15 protein-coding genes and 2 pseudogenes are annotated in these 17,192 nt (G+C 57.2%); 10 read left to right on the top strand and 7 right to left on the bottom strand.

Annotated features, from left to right (window positions below; genetic code table 11):
* Positions 1–3 precede the first annotated feature (3 nt).
* The 6 genes and pseudogenes from NTD81_RS19190 to NTD81_RS19165 all read left to right on the top strand — a co-directional run.
* Entirely contained in the window at positions 4–1,449 is a 1,446-nt protein-coding gene (locus NTD81_RS19190) for a mannose-1-phosphate guanylyltransferase/mannose-6-phosphate isomerase (protein ID WP_262184340.1), read from the top strand.
* Entirely contained in the window at positions 1,449–2,231 is a 783-nt protein-coding gene (locus NTD81_RS19185; RefSeq protein ID WP_262184339.1) for an ABC transporter permease, read from the top strand. Before NTD81_RS19190 ends, NTD81_RS19185 begins: the two co-directional genes overlap by 1 nt.
* Positions 2,231–3,484, top strand: a complete 1,254-nt coding sequence (locus NTD81_RS19180; protein WP_262184338.1) for an ABC transporter ATP-binding protein — start codon at positions 2,231–2,233, stop codon at positions 3,482–3,484. Before NTD81_RS19185 ends, NTD81_RS19180 begins: the two co-directional genes overlap by 1 nt.
* A complete protein-coding gene (locus NTD81_RS19175) occupies positions 3,481–4,827 on the top strand; it encodes a glycosyltransferase family 4 protein (RefSeq protein WP_262184336.1) in 1,347 nt (448 codons plus the stop codon). Before NTD81_RS19180 ends, NTD81_RS19175 begins: the two co-directional genes overlap by 4 nt.
* Positions 4,811–5,944, top strand: a complete 1,134-nt coding sequence (locus NTD81_RS19170; RefSeq protein ID WP_262184335.1) for a glycosyltransferase family 4 protein — start codon at positions 4,811–4,813, stop codon at positions 5,942–5,944. The genes NTD81_RS19175 and NTD81_RS19170 overlap by 17 nt, the downstream gene beginning before the upstream one ends.
* A 3-nt stretch (positions 5,945–5,947) precedes the next feature.
* A pseudogene (locus tag NTD81_RS19165) lies at positions 5,948–7,060 on the top strand (glycosyltransferase family 4 protein); the annotation flags it as partial.
* A gap of 1 nt (position 7,061) precedes the next feature.
* On the opposite strand, the pseudogene NTD81_RS19160 reads toward NTD81_RS19165, so the two are convergent.
* From NTD81_RS19160 to NTD81_RS19130, 7 genes and pseudogenes are all read right to left on the bottom strand, one after another.
* Positions 7,062–7,163, bottom strand: a pseudogene (locus NTD81_RS19160) (DUF1127 domain-containing protein); the annotation flags it as partial.
* 341 nt (positions 7,164–7,504) lie between these two features.
* On the bottom strand, positions 7,505–7,720 hold the full coding sequence (locus tag NTD81_RS19155) for a DUF1127 domain-containing protein (protein ID WP_262184333.1): 216 nt from the start codon (positions 7,718–7,720) through the stop codon (positions 7,505–7,507).
* Positions 7,721–8,052: 332 nt separating this feature from the next.
* Positions 8,053–8,334: a hypothetical protein gene (locus NTD81_RS19150; RefSeq protein WP_262184332.1), complete on the bottom strand. Its 282-nt coding sequence runs from the start codon at positions 8,332–8,334 to the stop codon at positions 8,053–8,055.
* 115 nt (positions 8,335–8,449) lie between these two features.
* Positions 8,450–9,886 carry an NAD(P)(+) transhydrogenase (Re/Si-specific) subunit beta gene (locus NTD81_RS19145; protein WP_262184330.1) on the bottom strand — a complete coding sequence of 479 codons (1,437 nt, stop codon included), beginning with the start codon at positions 9,884–9,886 and terminating at the stop codon, positions 8,450–8,452.
* A 3-nt stretch (positions 9,887–9,889) separates the two neighbouring features.
* On the bottom strand, positions 9,890–10,201 hold the full coding sequence (locus NTD81_RS19140; RefSeq protein WP_262184329.1) for an NAD(P) transhydrogenase subunit alpha: 312 nt from the start codon (positions 10,199–10,201) through the stop codon (positions 9,890–9,892).
* 13 nt (positions 10,202–10,214) lie between these two features.
* A complete protein-coding gene (locus tag NTD81_RS19135) occupies positions 10,215–11,336 on the bottom strand; it encodes a Re/Si-specific NAD(P)(+) transhydrogenase subunit alpha (RefSeq protein WP_262184328.1) in 1,122 nt (373 codons plus the stop codon).
* Positions 11,337–11,883: 547 nt separating this feature from the next.
* Complete coding sequence (locus NTD81_RS19130; RefSeq protein ID WP_262184327.1) at positions 11,884–12,792, bottom strand: LysR family transcriptional regulator; 909 nt, start codon at positions 12,790–12,792, stop codon at positions 11,884–11,886.
* 194 nt (positions 12,793–12,986) lie between these two features.
* Here NTD81_RS19130 and NTD81_RS19125 point away from each other — a divergent pair, with 194 nt between their 5' ends.
* From NTD81_RS19125 to NTD81_RS19110, 4 genes are all read left to right on the top strand, one after another.
* Positions 12,987–14,165, top strand: a complete 1,179-nt coding sequence (locus NTD81_RS19125; RefSeq protein ID WP_262184326.1) for an acyl-CoA dehydrogenase — start codon at positions 12,987–12,989, stop codon at positions 14,163–14,165.
* A 66-nt stretch (positions 14,166–14,231) separates the two neighbouring features.
* Positions 14,232–15,455 (top strand): CaiB/BaiF CoA transferase family protein, encoded by a 1,224-nt coding sequence (locus NTD81_RS19120; protein WP_262184325.1) that lies wholly within the window; start codon positions 14,232–14,234, stop codon positions 15,453–15,455.
* A gap of 216 nt (positions 15,456–15,671) precedes the next feature.
* Positions 15,672–16,430, top strand: coding sequence for a siderophore ferric iron reductase (locus tag NTD81_RS19115; protein WP_262184324.1), 759 nt, complete (start codon positions 15,672–15,674; stop codon positions 16,428–16,430).
* Positions 16,424–17,191 carry an ABC transporter ATP-binding protein gene (locus NTD81_RS19110; RefSeq protein ID WP_262184323.1) on the top strand — a complete coding sequence of 256 codons (768 nt, stop codon included), beginning with the start codon at positions 16,424–16,426 and terminating at the stop codon, positions 17,189–17,191. The genes NTD81_RS19115 and NTD81_RS19110 overlap by 7 nt, the downstream gene beginning before the upstream one ends.
* Position 17,192: the final 1 nt, after the last annotated feature.

Here is a 17,192-nt window from a genome sequence, read left to right as displayed (position 1 = left end):
ACCGTGCACATTATTCCTGTGATCCTGTCTGGTGGTGCAGGGACTCGGCTGTGGCCGGTTTCCCGCGAAGGTCACCCCAAACCCTTTATGCGCATGCCCGATGGCGAGTCTCTGCTCAATAAGACTTACCAGCGCGCCGCTGCCGTGGCGGCTGGCGCCAGCGAAGTAATCACGGTGACCAACCGTGAGCATTACTTTGCCAGCCGCGATCAGTTTGTCGCCGCAGGCTTAAGCAAACACAAAGCGCATTTTATCCTCGAGCCCGAAGGGCGCAATACGGCACCCGCCATCGCCGTGGCCGCCCTGGCGGTGCAAGAACGCTATGGGCCGCAGGCAATTCTCGTGGTGATGGCGGCGGATCATTTGATTCTTGATATAGCCGCCTTTAAACACTCCACTGAGCAAGCAGTCGCCCTAGCCCAGGCCGGGTATTTGGTCACCTACGGCATCGTCCCTAGCAGTCCAGAAACCGGCTTTGGCTATATCGAATTAGGCGAGCAATTGGATGAACTGGGCAGCCAGCGCGTATCGCAGTTCGTCGAGAAGCCTGATCGGACTACAGCCGAGCAGTACTTGAGCAGCGGCCGTTATCTATGGAACTCGGGGATGTTCTGCTTCAGTGCTGGGCATCTACTCAGTCAATTAGCCGAGCATGCGCCGGAGATCGTCCAAGGCGCGCAACTGTGCCTGCAGCAAAGCGCAGTGCAAACCACTGGCGGCTACGCCGTACAAGAGTTGGCCAGTGAGACCTTTGCGGCATTGCCGGATATTTCCATCGACTACGCGCTAATGGAACGCTCCACGTCTGTGGCGGTAGTTCCGGCCACCTTTGACTGGAGCGATATCGGCTCTTGGGGCGCATTAGCCCAGCAGATTCCGGCAGATGAACAGAATAACCGGGTTCAGGGTCAAGCCTTGCTACTGGATACGCGCAATACCTTGGTCTATGGCGAAGAGCGTTTAGTCGCCACGGTTGGCCTGGATGATTTAATTATCGTCGACACCTGCGATGCCGTCCTGATCGCCCGGGCCGACCGCGCGCAAGATGTGGGCAAGGTGGCCAAACAACTCAAGCTCAATAAACACGAGGCCTATCGCCTGCACCGCACGGTCAATCGGCCATGGGGCTCCTATACCATTCTAGAAGAGGGTCCGCGCTTCAAAATCAAACGGATTGTGGTCAAACCTGGCGCCACTTTATCGCTGCAAATGCACCACCACCGCAGTGAACACTGGATCGTCGTGCAAGGCATGGCCAAAGTCACTAATGGCGGCCCTGAACCACGCCTGGTCAATACCAACGAGTCCACCTACATTCCGGCCGGGCACAAACATCGCTTGGAAAACCCAGGAGTGCTGGACTTGGTGATGATTGAAGTGCAAAGCGGTGAGTATTTGGGCGAAGACGATATCGTGCGTTTTGAAGATCAGTACGGTCGGGTGCGTTGATGACCAGTTTGTGGCTGTATCGAGGATTCATTCTAAGCAGCGTCAAACGCGATTTTCAGTCGCGCTACCGCAACTCATTGCTGGGACCTTTGTGGCCTCTGCTTCAACCTCTGGCCATGATTGTGATCTACACCTTAGTTTTCTCTCAGGTGATGCAAGCCCGTCTGCCTGGCCTAAATGATGGTTTGGCATACGGGGTGTATATTTGCAGCGGCATTCTGACCTGGGGCTTGTTTGCCGAGGTTACCAATCGTTGTTTAAGTATGTTTCTCGACAATGCAAATCTACTCAAAAAGCTCAGTTTCCCTAAGCTCTGCCTGCCATTAATTGTATTACTCGGTGCTCTTCTCAACTTTGCTATCACCCTTGGCCTCTTTCTACTGGTGCTATTGGTGATTGGCCGGTTTCCTGGTGAGGCCGTTCTAGCGCTACCGTTGCTAATCGGCTTGCAGTTAGTATTTGCAATAGGTTTAGGGATGATTCTGGCGATCATCAATGTGTTTTTCAGAGACGTCGGCCAACTGTTCAGCATCACCCTACAACTGTGGTTTTGGCTAACACCTATCGTCTATCCGTTGGATATTCTCCCAGCCAGCCTGCAGCCTTGGCTCGTCTTCAATCCCATGACAGGGTTGATGCAGGCGTATCAGAATCTATTTCTCCATGACGCTTGGCCGCAGTGGTCAACACTGCTGCCGATCAGCCTCTGGGGATTGGCTTGCTGTGTTTTGGCAATAGTCTTATTCCGCTCAAAAGCGGCCGACATGCTGGATGAAATCTGATGGGTTTAGTGCGGGTTGAAAATCTGGGTAAGGCCTATAAACAGTATCCGTCACGCTGGAGTCGCCTGCTCGAATGGCTATTGCCGTTTGGCAAAGCACGGCATCAACAGCACTGGGCATTACGTAACATCAATTTTGAAGTTAATCCGGGTGAGGCCATCGGCCTGGTGGGTGCCAACGGCGCCGGCAAAAGCACGCTGCTTAAACTCATCACCGGTACTAGCTTACCGACTGAGGGAGCCATTCACTTTGAAGGCCGAGTAGCCGCTTTACTTGAACTGGGCATGGGCTTTCACTCTGACTTTACCGGGCGTCAGAACGCGATTATGGCCGGCCAATTACAGGGGCTGACGCTCACAGAAATTCTCAGTTTGCTACCACATATTGAAGAATTCGCCGAAATCGGCGCAGCCATCGATCAACCGGTACGCACTTATTCCAGTGGTATGCAGATGCGCTTGGCCTTCAGCGTCGCGACGGCCAAACGCCCAGATATCCTGATTGTCGATGAAGCACTGTCGGTGGGTGACGCCTACTTCCAGCACAAGAGTTTCGAGCGAATCCGCCAGTTTCGCCGAGAAGGTACGACACTGCTGATCGTCTCCCATGACCGCTACGCTATTCAGTCAATTTGCGATCGAGCTATTTTGCTCAATAGTGGTCAACTGGCTAAAGAAGGTAAGCCGGAAGTAGTGCTGGACTATTACCACGCATTGATGGCCGATCGGGACGCCCTAACCATTCGCCAAGAGAAACTGGCGTCAGGCCATGTGCAAACCATTTCAGGCAGCACTGAAGCCGTGATCACGGGTATTCGCTTGCTCGATAACGACGGTAATGCACTGGAAAGTATCGATGTTGCGCAGCCCGTAACCCTGCAAGTAGATACATTGGTAAACACGCAATTAAGCAGCCTCGGCCTGGGCTTTATGATTAAAGACAGCTTTGGCCAGACCATGTATGGCATAAACAGCCACCGACTGAATCAGACCCAATTTGACTTGCAAGTAGGTCAGCGTCTGCGTTTCAACTTTAATTTCAGCATGCTCCTAGGTCCTGGCAGCTATTCGATTTCGCTGAGCCTGTCGCAGCAAGACTCACACATGTCAGGCAATTACGAGTGGCGTGACTTTAGTCTGCTGTTCCACGTGATCAACCGCGATAAAGAAAACTTTATTGGCTGCACATGGCTGGACGCACATCTGAGCCTGCAGCGTCTTGACCTAGATAAACAGAGTGAGGCCAGCGTGTGAGCCGTCTTTTATTTGAGTGCTCCACTGTCTTTCGCTCGCCGGGCGTTAACTCGGGCATTCAGCGCGTAGTGCGCAATATTGTTCGCCACCTCCCCTCACAAACAGACGCCGAGTGCATTCCCGTAGTTTTTGCCAACAATCGCTTATATCGCGTAAATCAACTGCTGCCCGGGCCAGAAGATAAGACCCCGGCTGCGCGCCTGTATCGCCAACTGCATCGTTTCAACCACGCATTCTGGGGCCTGCATAACAAGTATGAGTCACAACTGAGTATCTGCCGCTGGCACAACGGACGGCGGGTGTTTTTTGTTGCATGGCGTGTATTGGGGCTTCCCGTCAGTGCACTAATGCGTGGCCTTGCCATGCTTGGCTACGACCCCTTGCGTCTGCGGGCCGAACCCTTTGTCAGCAAGCCTGGTGATCAACTGGTGCTACTTGACTCTTCGTGGCATGAACAGAACTTTGCCCTTGTCGAAAATCTCAAACGCCAAGGTGTAGGCATTGTGGCGGTGATCTATGACCTGATCCCCGTCACCCGACCAGAGTTTTTTGATCAGCGCCTGCATGACATTTACAACGCGTGGTTTAGCTGGGTCATCCATCAGGCTAACGGTTTCATGTCAATTTCCCGCAGCGTGCGTGATGAGCTCAAAACTGAGCTGCATAAACGTCTAGGCCAAGATGCCGCGCAGCAATGCTGGCATGGTTTTTTTCATCTCGGCTCAGAGCTGGACTTGCGCGCCGAAGGTGGCGGGCCGAAGCCTGCCTTAGTTGACGTATTTACTCAGCCACAACAGGTTTACCTAGCCGTTAGTACAATCGAGCCGCGCAAGAATCACACCTATCTGCTGGACGCCTTTGAACAGGCTTGGGCAGCAGGTAGCCAGGCTCACCTTTGTATAATTGGTCGCATTGGCTGGAAGTGTGCCGAATTAATAGACCGTATTCATACCCACCAAGAATATGGGCGACGTCTGTATATGTTTAACGACATTGACGATAACAGCTTAGAGTTTGCCTATTCCCACGCAGCGGCGCTGGTCTTCTCTTCGCACGCGGAGGGATTTGGTCTGCCTCTTGTGGAAGCTATGCAACGTGGTTTGCCCGCAATGGGAAGTGATATACCAGTGTTCCGAGAAATCGGCGGCGACTACATGGCCTATTTCGATCTGCAAGACCCTCAGAGCTTAGCCCGCTTGATTCATCTTTACGAAAACGGGGGCAGCTTTCCCGCAAAAAACCCCCTAGAACAGTGGCAGTGGATTAATTGGTCGAGCAGCACTAAACAGCTAGTGCGCAACGTACGACAAGCCGAGGAGGGGAATCGTGCATATAGTGCTTAATGCCAGCATCCTGCGCGCACCTCGCACCGGAATCGGTCAGTACATTGCAGGCCTGAGCAGTGCAATAGTCAAGTTGACGGACACTCAGATAGACTTTTTTGCGGGATTAAGCTGGTCGGCGCAGCCACCACCCAGCACCATGCCAGGCTATTCCCGGATCAGTACCTTGGCAAAGCGCTACCTACCTAATGCCTACAGCCTACGTCGTAATCTGCAACAAAAAGCCTTCAACCATGGCGTAAAACGCTTGCGCCCGGCACTGTATCACGAGCCAAGTCTATGGCCTTTGGAGTTCGCCGGGCCGATGGTGATGACCCTGCATGACCTCACTCATGTGCACTACCCCGAGACTCAGCCGGCCGACCGCCTGCGCGAAATCGAGAAGCGCGTGGAACCGGCCTTAGCCCGCGCCCAGGTGATTCTCACCGACTCGCAATTTATCGCCGATGAGGCGCAGCGTTATTACGGTATTGCCCCGGAGCGTCTGCGTGTGGCGCCGCTGGGTTATGCCGAGCGTTTTCGCCCCTACAGCGCTACTGAGCAGGCATCTGTCTGCGCTGAATTAGGGATTGCACCCGGGCAATATTTGCTCTGTGTCGGCACTCTTGAGCCTCGCAAAAACCTGCCCTTGGCCCTCGACGCTTATGCTCAGCTACCTGAAGCGGTGCGCCAACGTTATCCCCTGCTGATTGCCGGCATGGCCGGCTGGGGCCCGCAAGCGCTACAGGGCCGTCTAGGCACCGCAGTGAGCAGTGGCCAAGTGCGCTTGCTCGGTTATTTAGACGATCAACGCCTAGCGCAAGTACTGGCTGGGGCTCGTATGCTGTTGTTCCCATCGCTCTATGAAGGATTTGGTTTGCCGGTTTTAGAGGCGATGGCAGCGGGAGTTCCGGTCGTCCTGAGTGCAACCGCCTCCCTGCCGGAAGTGGCTGGCACAGCAGGTACATACTGTCCGGCAGAGGCGCCGCAACAATGGTCGACAGCCATCATGCGTTTGATTGAAGATGACCGCGAGTGGCTGCTACGCCGCCGACTGGGACTAGAACAAGTACAACAATTTTCCTGGGCCAATTGCGCCCGCATTACCACTGCCGCCTACCGCCAGGCGCTGGAGTAAGCAATGCGTGTATTACACTTATTCAAGACCTATCTGCCGGAGTCCGTGGGCGGCATTGAACAAGTCATCCTACAGATTTGCCAAAGCGGCATTGCCCATGGTATGCACTCCGAAGTGCTGGCCTTAAGCGACAATCCATGCGCAGCGCAGATTCAGGTGGCCGATCACCAAGTGCACTTGGTTAAAAGGGATTTGCATATCGCCTCCACCGGCCTGTCTTATAAGATCCTGCCGAAATTTAAGCAGCTGGCAGCGCAATTTGATCTGATCAATTACCACTTCCCATGGCCGATGATGGACTTGCTGCACTTCGCCGCGGCAACCGGAAAACCCTCGCTGGTCACCTATCACTCGGACATCATTCAGCAGAAGTACCTGCTCAAACTGTACCGGCCATTGATGCATCGTTTTCTCGACAGCGTCGATCATATCGTCACCGCCTCGCCCAATTACTTCGCCACCAGCGACGTGCTTAAACGCTACCGGTGCAAGACTTCAGTAATCCCCTATGGTCTGGATAAAGCAGCTTATCCACAGCCGCAGACCAGTACCCTGCAAGGTTGGCAACAACGCTTTGGCACCCGCTTCTTTCTGTTTGTCGGGGTGATGCGCTATTACAAAGGCCTGCATATTCTGCTGGAGGCCGCTAAAGGCAGTGACTATCCGATTGTTATCGTCGGTGCCGGGCCTCTGGAGCAAGAGCTGCGCGAGCAGGCGCAGCGCCTCAGGCTCAAGCACGTGCATTTTTTAGGCCGGCTGGCGGAAGAGGACAAAGTCGCCCTGCTGCAATTGTGCAGTGCCGTGGTGTTCCCCTCGCACCTGCGCTCAGAGGCCTTTGGTATTTCCCTGCTGGAAGGCGCCATGTACGGCAAACCAATGATCTCCAGTGAGATCGGCACCGGCACCAGCTATATCAACATCCACGGCCAGACTGGTCTAGTTGTTGAACGCAGCAATCCGCAGGCCTTGCGCGCCGCCATGGATCAACTCTGGCACAACCCTGAGCAAGCCCAAGCGATGGGCCGACAGGCCGAGCAACGCTACTGGCAGTTGTTCACCGCGCAGCGCATGGGCGAGCAAAATGCCGAGCTGTATCGGCAGATCATCGCCAACCGGCTTAACGCCAAAACGGCTTTGCCAGCTCCTCCTGACGCTGCGCTTCGCTGATCCCAGCATCGGCCAGCAAGCGTCCGTCCAAACGTGCCAGTTGCTTGCGGCTACGCACGTTCTGCCGCCATTGCCTTAAATACCAAAACAGGCCCGCGCCAAACCCAGTGGGTTTGGTGCGATAAAGCGGTATCGATGACTCCATAGCACTAGGCATGACAGCTGACTCCTTTGCTTGGCCGAGTGAAAAACGACTCGCTAAGGGTGACCCCCATGGCACCAGCTAGGCAGATACAGCAAAGCTAAATTGTTACGGCGCAGCACTGACACCAAACCAACTGTACTGCTATACACCGGAGTTTTTTCTTGCCCATAAAAAAAGCCCCAGCGCACAACGGCACTAGGGCTTACAAAATCCCAATAAAGGGAGGAGCAGAAAAGGGACCGCGGCGCTTAGCGCCAGAACGGCTTGCTTAACTCGACTTGGCGCTGGGCCTCACTGATACCGGCATCGGCCAGCAAGCGGGTATCCAACAGGGCCAATTGGCGGCGACTAACGGCGCGGCGCTGCCAATGCACGAGGGAAGACAGAATTCGTTTGGGTAATGCTTGCGAGCCACTGACTCGACTCGGGGTAAAACTTATCGAGGAACTAAGGGTGGGTTCCATGTTGCTGATCCTTCCGCTTGTGGCGGCTAGTGCTGTGTTTCGGTGGCGTCATTATCCTGACCGCCCCGACAAGCTTGTAGGGACAGCTGTACTCAATTGTCGCACAATTAGATAGCAAGCTCAGTAACTGATCTAGTATAAATACAAGGAACTGTACTGATGACAAGGTAAGCTATCTGTATTATTTAAAAATACAGGATATAAGCCTGCAAAAATCCGGTTAATGCAGTGATTACATATAGGTACAGTTTTAAATTGAACTGTATTGGACTCTAATTGTTTTACCTGGTGTTTCTCAGCAGCTAAACCCTAACTGATCGACGGGACAGCATTCACTGCGGGCTATTAATCACCGCAGACAACTGTTTTTGCGATGGCTGCATGGAGGCAAAGCCGCGACGGGCGATACGGTAGCCTTCCACCTGCTGCTGCGAAGCGCTTAACCCATAGGCCACAAGCAAAGTACCAAACAGGTTAAGCAGTACATAGCTGGCTCTATCGCTGGGGATTACCTGGAAGAGTTTCCCGCTGCAAAGAAACACTAAAAAGTGCGCGATAAAAATCGGATAAGCCAAGTGCCCCAACTGCTCATCTTCCAAAAATAGCGCCCACATACGGCAGTGGCTGATAAGCAAAAATCGAGGCAAAAAAAATCCGACCTTAGTTCCCCAAGGTCGGATCCTACCTATAGCAGCTCTATATCAGAGCACTGAAACAAATGCAGCGCTGTTACTCCACTGCTTTAACCATATCCTCGATGACTTTCTTCGCGTCGCCGAAGACCATCATGGTCTTGTCCAGGTAGAACAGTTCGTTATCCAGACCCGCATAACCGCTGGCCATCGAGCGCTTGTTGACGATCACGGTTTTGGCTTTGTAAGCCTCCAGGATCGGCATGCCGGCGATTGGCGATTTAGGATCGTTCTTCGCCGCCGGGTTGACCACGTCGTTGGCGCCGAGCACCAGCACCACGTCGGCCTGACCGAACTCGCTGTTGATGTCTTCCATCTCGAACACTTGCTCGTACGGCACTTCGGCTTCGGCCAGCAGTACGTTCATGTGCCCTGGCATACGCCCGGCCACCGGGTGAATCGCGTACTTCACGGTGACGCCACGGTGGGTCAGCTTCTCCGCCAGTTCCATCAGCGCGTGCTGGGCACGGGCCACGGCCAGGCCGTAACCGGGAACGATGATCACGGTGTCGGCGTTGGTCAGCAGGAAGGCCGCATCGTCGCTCGAGCCGGACTTCACCGGACGGGCTTCTTGCGCACCCGCTGGGCCTGCCGCATCCGCCGCGCCGCCAAAGCCGCCGAGGATCACGTTGAAGAACGAACGGTTCATCGCCTTACACATGATGTAAGACAGAATCGCGCCCGACGAGCCCACCAGGGAGCCGGCGATGATCAGCATCGAGTTGTTCAGCGAGAAGCCGATACCGGCCGCCGCCCAGCCCGAGTAGCTGTTGAGCATCGACACCACCACCGGCATGTCGGCGCCACCAATCGGGATGATGATCAGCACGCCGATCACGAAGGCCAGCGCCACCAGCACGGCGAAGGCGCGGATATCACCGGTGAAGGTGTAGTACAGGCCCAGCGCGACGATGGCCAAACCCACCACCAGGTTGAACAGGTGCTGGCCCTTGAACTGCACCGGTGCGCCCTGGAACAGGCGGAACTTGTACTTGCCCGAGAGCTTGCCGAAAGCGATCACCGAACCGGAGAAGGTAATGGCACCGATGGCTGCGCCCAAGAACAGCTCCAGACGGTTACCCGCCGGAATCGCATCGCCCAACGCGGCGACGATGCCCAGCGACTGTGGCTCAACCACGGCGGCAATGGCGATAAACACCGCGGCCAGGCCGATCATGCTGTGCATGAACGCCACCAGCTCCGGCATCTTGGTCATTTCTACGCGCTTGGCCATGATCGAGCCGGCGGTGCCGCCGACCAGCAGGCCGACGATGACGTAGCCGATACCTTGGGTGGCGATTTCAGCGCCAAGCTTGTAGATCAGGCCCACGGTGGTCAGTACCGCGATGGCCATACCGATCATGCCGAAGGCGTTACCCCGGCGCGACGTCGTCGGGTGCGACAAACCTTTGAGCGCCTGGATAAAGCAGATCGAAGCGACCAGATACAACACAGTAATTAGGTTCATGCTCATCGCTTACTTCTCCGCGGGCGCTTTAGGCGCTTTCTTCTTGAACATTTCCAGCATGCGCCGGGTGACCAGGAAGCCACCGAACACGTTGACCGCAGCCAGCGCCACGGCCAGGGTGCCCATGGTTTTACCCAGCGGGGTCACGGTCAGCGCCGCGGCCAGCATGGCGCCGACGATCACGATCGCGGAGATCGCGTTGGTCACCGCCATCAGCGGCGTGTGCAGCGCCGGGGTGACGTTCCACACCACGTGGTAGCCCACGTAGATGGCCAGCACGAAGATGATCAGGTTGTAGATGCCGTCAGAAATCAGATCCATGTCGGTGCTCCCCTTAGCCGTTAGTGCGCACAACGTTGCCATCGCGGCACAGCAGGCACGCGTTGACGATGTCGTCTTCAAGGTTGAGGTGGAACTTGCCTTCGCCGTCGATGACCAGCTTGAGGAAGTCCAACAGGTTGCGCGCATACAATGCCGACGCATCCGCCGGCACCAGGGCCGCCAGATTGGTGTGACCAACCAGGGTCACGCCATGCTTGACCACCACCTTGTCGGCTTCGGTCAGCGGGCAGTTGCCGCCTTGGGCTGCAGCCAGGTCGATCACCACCGAGCCGGGCTTCATCTCAGCGACGGTCGCCTCGTGCAGCAGAGTCGGCGCCTTACGGCCGGGGATCAGGGCCGTGGTGATGACGATATCGGCCTGCTTGGCCCGCTCGTGCACCGCCTTAGCTTGGCGTTCCATCCACGAAGCCGGCATCGGCCGCGCGTAGCCACCTACGCCCTGGGCGCATTCGCGCTCTTCATCGGTCTCGAACGGCACGTCGACGAACTTGGCGCCGAGGGATTCGATTTGCTCTTTCACCGCCGGACGCACGTCCGAGGCCTCAATCACCGCACCCAGACGCTTAGCCGTGGCAATGGCCTGCAGACCGGCCACGCCGGCACCGAGGATCAGCACGCGGGCCGCCTTAACCGTACCGGCAGCCGTCATCAGCATCGGCATAAAGCGCGGGTAATGATTGGCCGCCAGCATCACCGCCTTGTAACCGGCGATGTTGGCTTGCGAGCTGAGCACGTCGAGGCTCTGCGCCCGCGAGGTACGCGGTGCAGCTTCCAAGGCAAAGGCAGTAATACCACGGGCGTTGAGCCGGGCAATGGTCTCGTTACAGAAGGGGTTGAGCATGCCGATCAGCACCGCTCCCGCCTTCATCAGAGCCAATTCAGCAGCGTCCGGCGCCACCACCTTCAACACCAAATCAGCGGCAAAGGCACTGGCGGCATCGCCAATGCTTGCGCCAACGGCGCTGTAAGCGCTGTCCGGAATACTGGCAGTCACGCCGGCACCGCTCTGTACCGTCACCTGATGGCCTTGGCCAATCAGCTTCTTGAGGGTCTCAGGCGTAGCCGCTACACGCGTCTCGCCGGCATGGGTTTCGAGAGGAACACCGATGTGCACTTCAATTCTCCTGCGTGATCTTTTTTGTGAACCGGCGTACTACGGATGGCACGCGGGCATATTGGGATGATCAGCACAAATTTCCCTTGTACGACCTTAGTCGAAGGCAGGGCGCGGCATTTTGCAGGCGAAGACGGCTGCCTTCAAGACGTTATGAAGTAAAAGATTTAGATAACTACAAGTCACCCGTTGACCAAACAGCCACACAATCAGCTGTAAGTCAGTAACTACAAGGCTTGCAGTGCATTACCCTGGTTTTTTGTGCATACCCAACAAAAATAAAGAAAAATTCAGGCAGATGATCAGCGGAGTCAGACAAAAACGCCCCACAGACGCGCCAGGCTTGGCTTACAGAGGCAAATTATGTTCAATAAATTAAACACCTATTTAGGTAGTCCCAATGACTTTGTAGTGCTATTTAAATAGCACTACAAGACTATAAGGGCACAACAAAGCCAGAAAATTAGCCGGCTCGTGATTAAGCGGCGGCGCTGAGATCGCCAGCTGTGGGGGGCATATCAAGAAAAAATACTTAGCAAGCTGTCTTCTATTTGAGACCACTGGCCATTTCGTAGTCCTGAGCCTGCTTGATTAGCCAGTCGCGCAGCAATACCAGCGCTGGGGATTCCAATTTGCGCTCGGGAATCATCAGGTAGTACGCCTTATCAGTAGGCATCGTCAGCGGTGCGGCCAACGCCAGCTGGCCTTCCTGCAATTCACGGCGAATCAAAAACGGCGGGATCAGCGCCACTCCCATCTCGTGGATGGCCGCTTGGGCGAGCATGGAAAACAGCTCGTAACGCGCCCCACTCATATCCCGCGCACAGCTCACCCCCTGCGCGCCGAACCACTGGCGCCAGGCATAGGGACGGGTCGACTGTTGCAACAGCGGCAGCTCGGCAATGCGCGCCACACTCAGTTGCGCCTGGCCTTGGAGCAACGCCGGGCTGCACACCGGCATCATGTTCTCGCCCATCAGCAAGTAAGCCCGGGTGCCGGGCCAGTCGGCATCACCGAAGTAGATGGCTGCATCCAGTTCGGTGTCGGCAAACATAAACGGCCGCGTGCGGTTGGTCAGATTCACCGTCACCTGTGGATGCAAGCGCTGGAAGTCCTTCAGGCGCGGAATCAGCCACTGGGTGCCGAAGGTCGGCACCACCGCCAGCTCAATATTCATCGCCCCTTGCTGGCCCATCACGGCCAGGGTGTCGCGCTCCACCGCATCCAGCTGCGCAGCAACGCGCCGCGCGTAGGACAACCCCGCCTCGGTCAGCTTGACCCCACGCCGCGAACGCTTAAACAACTCCACATTGAGGAAGCTCTCCAGCCCAGCGATTTGCCGGCACACCGCGCCCTGGGTCTGGCTCAGCTCAGCGGCGGCCTTGGTAAAACTCTGATGGCGCGCCGCCGACTCAAAGGCGACCAAGGCGGCAGTACTGGGGATTTTACGGCGCATCTGTGCGTGAGCCTCACTCAATTTAGGGATTAAAAGCAGAATTACCTTAACTCGAAGTGAGGATTACGCACAAATAGGTGCAGATTAGTCGTTTGCGCAGGCCGATCTCGGCGCCTAGGATCAATGCCATCCAGGTGTCGCCACTTCCCTCTCGCGGCCCCTGCTTTAAGTCCAAGAATTCGAGGTTTTTACCCATGGCCAAGGCTAGCTTTAACTGGATCGACCCCCTGCTGCTGGATCAACAACTGACTGAAGAAGAGCGCATGGTGCGCGACAGTGCTCAGCAGTTCGCTGCCGACAAGCTGGCCCCACGGGTGCAAGAAGCCTTCCGTCACGAAAAAACCGACCCGGCGATCTTCCGCGAAATGGGCGAAACCGGCCTGCTCGGCGCCACCATTCCAGAAATCTACGGCGGCAGCGGCCTTAACTACGTGTGCTACGGCCTGATCGCCCGCGAAGTGGAGCGTATCGACTCCGGCTACCGCTCCATGATGAGCGTGCAGTCGTCCCTGGTGATGGTGCCAATCAACGAATTCGGCAACGAAGCCACCAAGCAAAAATACCTGCCGAAACTGGCCAGCGGCGAATACATCGGCTGCTTCGGCCTGACCGAGCCTGATCACGGTTCCGACCCAGGTTCGATGATCACCCGCGCCCGTAAAGTCGACGGCGGCTACCGCCTGACCGGCGCCAAGATGTGGATCACCAACTCGCCGATCGCTGACGTGTTTGTGGTCTGGGCCAAAGACGATGCCGGCGAGATCCGTGGCTTCGTCCTGGAGAAAGGCTGGCAGGGTCTGAGCGCCCCGGCGATCCACGGTAAGGTCGGCCTGCGTGCGTCGATCACCGGCGAAATCGTCATGGACAACGTGTTCTGCCCAGAAGAAAACGCCTTCCCCGACGTACGTGGCCTGCGCGGCCCGTTCACCTGCCTGAACTCCGCCCGTTACGGCATCAGCTGGGGTGCCCTGGGCGCTGCCGAAGATTGCTGGCACACCGCGCGCCAATACACCCTGGACCGTAAGCAGTTTGGCCGCCCACTGGCACAAACCCAGCTGATCCAGAAGAAACTGGCCGACATGCAGACCGAAATCACCCTGGCCCTGCAAGGTTGCCTGCGCCTGGGCCGGATGAAAGACGAAGGCACTGCGGCGGTGGAAATCACCTCGATCATGAAGCGCAACAGCTGCGGCAAGTCCCTGGAAATTGCCCGTATGGCCCGCGACATGCTGGGCGGCAACGGCATCAGCGATGAGTTCGGCGTAGCCCGTCACCTGGTCAACCTGGAAGTGGTCAACACTTACGAAGGCACCCACGACGTCCACGCGCTGATCCTCGGCCGTGCGCAAACCGGCCTGCAGGCTTTCTTCTAAGTCCTGCTGCCGTCAGCAGGGAGGCTGCGGCCTCCCTGCTTTCATTTCGTTGCTAAGAGGCCTGCCATGTCCGGTGCCCTGTCACATATTCGCGTTTTAGATTTATCCCGCGTGTTGGCCGGGCCCTGGGCCGGCCAGATCCTGGCGGACCTCGGCGCCGAGGTGATCAAAGTTGAACGTCCCGGCACGGGTGACGACACCCGGCACTGGGGCCCGCCCTACGTCAAAGACGCGCAGGGCAATGATTCGCGCGAGGCGGCCTATTTCCAGAGCGCCAACCGCAACAAGCAATCGCTGACCATCGATTTCACCCAAGCCGAAGGCCAACGCCTGATCCGCGAGCTGGTGCAAAACTGCGATGTGCTGCTGGAGAATTTCAAAGTCGGTGGCTTGGCGGCATACGGCCTCGACTACGCCAGCCTGCAAGCCATCAACCCACGGCTGATCTACTGTTCAGTCACCGGCTTCGGTCAAGACGGCCCCTACGCTAAGCGTGCTGGCTACGACTTTATGATCCAAGGCTTGGGCGGGCTGATGAGCCTGACCGGCAAGCCGGATGATGAGGAAGGTGGCGGCCCGGTCAAAGTCGGCGTGGCCTTAACGGACATCCTCACCGGTCTGTACGCCACTGTTGGGGTGTTGGCGGCGCTCAATCAGCGTGAGCAGTCTGGCATCGGCCAATACGTCGACGTGGCCCTGCTCGACGTGCAAGTGGCTTGCCTGGCCAACCAGGCGATGAACTACCTCAACACCGGAGTGGCGCCTAAACGCTTGGGCAACGCCCACCCGAATATCGTGCCGTACCAGGATTTTCCTTCGGCCGACGGCAACTTCATCATCGCCGTGGGTAACGACGGGCAGTTCCGCAAACTTTGCGAGGTTGCCGGCCTTACGGCTTTGGCCGATGACCCGCGTTTTTCCACCAACAAAGCGCGGGTGGCTCATCGCGCCGAACTGATCCCCCTGCTGCGCCAGGCCACGGTGTTTAAGAGCACCAGCGAATGGGTGCAATTGCTCGAACAAGCCGGCGTGCCATGTGGGCCGATCAACGATCTGGCACAGGTATTCGCCGACCCCCACGTGCAAGCCCGTGGCCTGCGCATCGACCTCCCCAACAGCCTGGGCAGCAGCACACCGCTGGTGGCCAGTCCGCTGAAGCTGTCGGCCACGCCGGTGACCTATCGCAACGCGCCACCGCTGCTGGGCGAGCACACCGATCAGGTGCTGCGCCAACAGCTCAAGCTCAGCACTGAACAAATCAGCGCTCTGCGCGCAGCCGGGGTGATTTAACCGCCTCGCGCTACCCTTTCTCCTTAAACCGCTGCAGTCCCGTGCAGCGGTTTTTTTTCGCCTGGGATTTACCGCTGACCTGCAAAAACAGGTGCGTCAGGTTATGCGTCGCGCCAATCAAATGATAATTTGAACTATTCGCAACTGCCTGTTCTAATCGGGCCTAGGCCGCGCCGCAGATAGGCTGCAGCCCTTACAGGCCAATGGATTGTCCGGATGTACAACACTTCCCGCGAGTTAACCCTGCTGCTCAATGCCGCCAACGAGGTGCTCCCCCGTTTGCAAGGGCGTGTGGGTGATGTGCAGCAGGAGCAGTTGCTCTGTGGCAGCCCGGACAACCCACAACGCATCGCTGAACTGTATCGCTATTGGCAACAACAGCATCCGGAAGCCGGTCGCCACTATTGGGCGGTGCGCAGTTGGACATTGCTGATCTGGCAACCGATTTACCTGAGCGTATTAGCGGTACATCTGCATGGCCAAGCGCCTTCGTTAAAGCGCATGGGCCAGTCCTTGCAAAGTGGTTTTGTCGGCGGCTTTTGTCTGCCCGCCCATACCCCGCAGCACGGCCAGACCCAAGAGTTAATCCGCTTTGCCGCCGGACAAGTGCAAGAGCTGGTGGAGACTCAGCTCGGTGAGTTTAATCAGGTCGCCGAGATCTATCCCAAGCTGGCCCGCCTGCTCGCTGCCGATTGCGCCGGCGCCGCCCTGCTGCTGGCTCAGCGCCAACTCAAGCACAGCAATGCGCAGCTGCTGGCCCTAGAGCAAGACTGGCTAGAAGCCCTGCGCCTGACGCCACGCAGTTGCCTGGAAGGCCTGATTGCCAGTGATGGTGACGAGCACCTCTGCCTGCTGCGCCGCGCCTGCTGCCAGGACTTTCGCCGGGCCGACGGCGAGCTGTGCAGTTCCTGCCCAAAATTAAAACCTGCCGAACGCCTGGCGCGCTTGCAGACGGAGTTAGCCACTGCATGCTGAGCCTGCACCAGATCGAAGTTTGCCGTGAGCAAAGACGCATCCTTGAGCTGGATCAGCTCGTGATTAATCCCGGGGAATTTACCGTGATCCTGGGCCATAACGGCTCGGGCAAATCGACCCTGATGAATCTGCTGGCGCGGCAGATCGAGCCCGACGCCGGGCATCTGCAATTGCATCAGCAACCACTCACCACCTACAGCCAGCGCGCCTTTGCCCAACAGATCGCGTTTTTGCCGCAACGCCTGCCGGAAGTACCGGGGCTCACGGTGCGCGAGTTAGTGCGTTTGGGCCGCTATCCGTGGCGCGGTTTACTCGGTCTGTGGCAACCACAGGATCACGCCATCGTCGAGCAGGCCATGGCCCAGACCGGCACCGCTCAGTACGCCGAACACCTGGCTGACAGCCTCTCCGGCGGCGAGCGCCAGCGCGCCTGGATTGCTATGTTGCTAGCCCAGGCCGCGCCGCTGATTCTGCTCGATGAACCCACCTCAGCGCTGGATCTGGCCCATCAGTATCAGGTCCTCAATCTACTGCGCGAACTCAATCGACAGCAGGGCTTGGGCGTGGTGGCGATCCTGCATGACATCAACCTCACCTGCCGCTATGCCCAGCGCATCATCGCGCTCAAGCAAGGGCGCTTATTTTTCGATGGCAGCCCGCAGCAGTTACTCGACGCCAATCTGCTCAGCGAGCTGTACGAGATTGATATCCAGCTCCTCAACCAACCGGGGCAAGCCCTGCCGGTGGCGGTGGTGAGCTGAG

It is taken from the genome of Pseudomonas sp. 5P_3.1_Bac2 (assembly GCF_025465995.1).
Lineage (GTDB): Bacteria > Pseudomonadota > Gammaproteobacteria > Pseudomonadales > Pseudomonadaceae > Aquipseudomonas.
The sequence above is the reverse complement of the archived record's forward strand: the minus strand, read 5'-3'. Positions and strand labels throughout refer to the sequence as shown.

What these genes read in the sequence shown, in the direction of transcription:
- NTD81_RS19185 (WP_262184339.1), top strand. Translation starts at nt 1,449, where the DNA reads ATGACCAGTTTGTGGCTGTATCGAGGATTCATTCTAAGCAGCGTCAAA.
- NTD81_RS19180 (WP_262184338.1), top strand. Translation starts at nt 2,231, where the DNA reads ATGGGTTTAGTGCGGGTTGAAAATCTGGGTAAGGCCTATAAACAGTAT.
- NTD81_RS19155 (WP_262184333.1), bottom strand. Translation starts at nt 7,720, where the DNA reads ATGGAACCCACCCTTAGTTCCTCGATAAGTTTTACCCCGAGTCGAGTC.
- NTD81_RS19150 (WP_262184332.1), bottom strand. Translation starts at nt 8,334, where the DNA reads ATGTGGGCGCTATTTTTGGAAGATGAGCAGTTGGGGCACTTGGCTTAT.
- NTD81_RS19145 (WP_262184330.1), bottom strand. Translation starts at nt 9,886, where the DNA reads ATGAGCATGAACCTAATTACTGTGTTGTATCTGGTCGCTTCGATCTGC.
- NTD81_RS19140 (WP_262184329.1), bottom strand. Translation starts at nt 10,201, where the DNA reads ATGGATCTGATTTCTGACGGCATCTACAACCTGATCATCTTCGTGCTG.
- NTD81_RS19130 (WP_262184327.1), bottom strand. Translation starts at nt 12,792, where the DNA reads ATGCGCCGTAAAATCCCCAGTACTGCCGCCTTGGTCGCCTTTGAGTCG.
- NTD81_RS19125 (WP_262184326.1), top strand. Translation starts at nt 12,987, where the DNA reads ATGGCCAAGGCTAGCTTTAACTGGATCGACCCCCTGCTGCTGGATCAA.
- NTD81_RS19120 (WP_262184325.1), top strand. Translation starts at nt 14,232, where the DNA reads ATGTCCGGTGCCCTGTCACATATTCGCGTTTTAGATTTATCCCGCGTG.
- NTD81_RS19115 (WP_262184324.1), top strand. Translation starts at nt 15,672, where the DNA reads ATGTACAACACTTCCCGCGAGTTAACCCTGCTGCTCAATGCCGCCAAC.
- NTD81_RS19110 (WP_262184323.1), top strand. Translation starts at nt 16,424, where the DNA reads ATGCTGAGCCTGCACCAGATCGAAGTTTGCCGTGAGCAAAGACGCATC.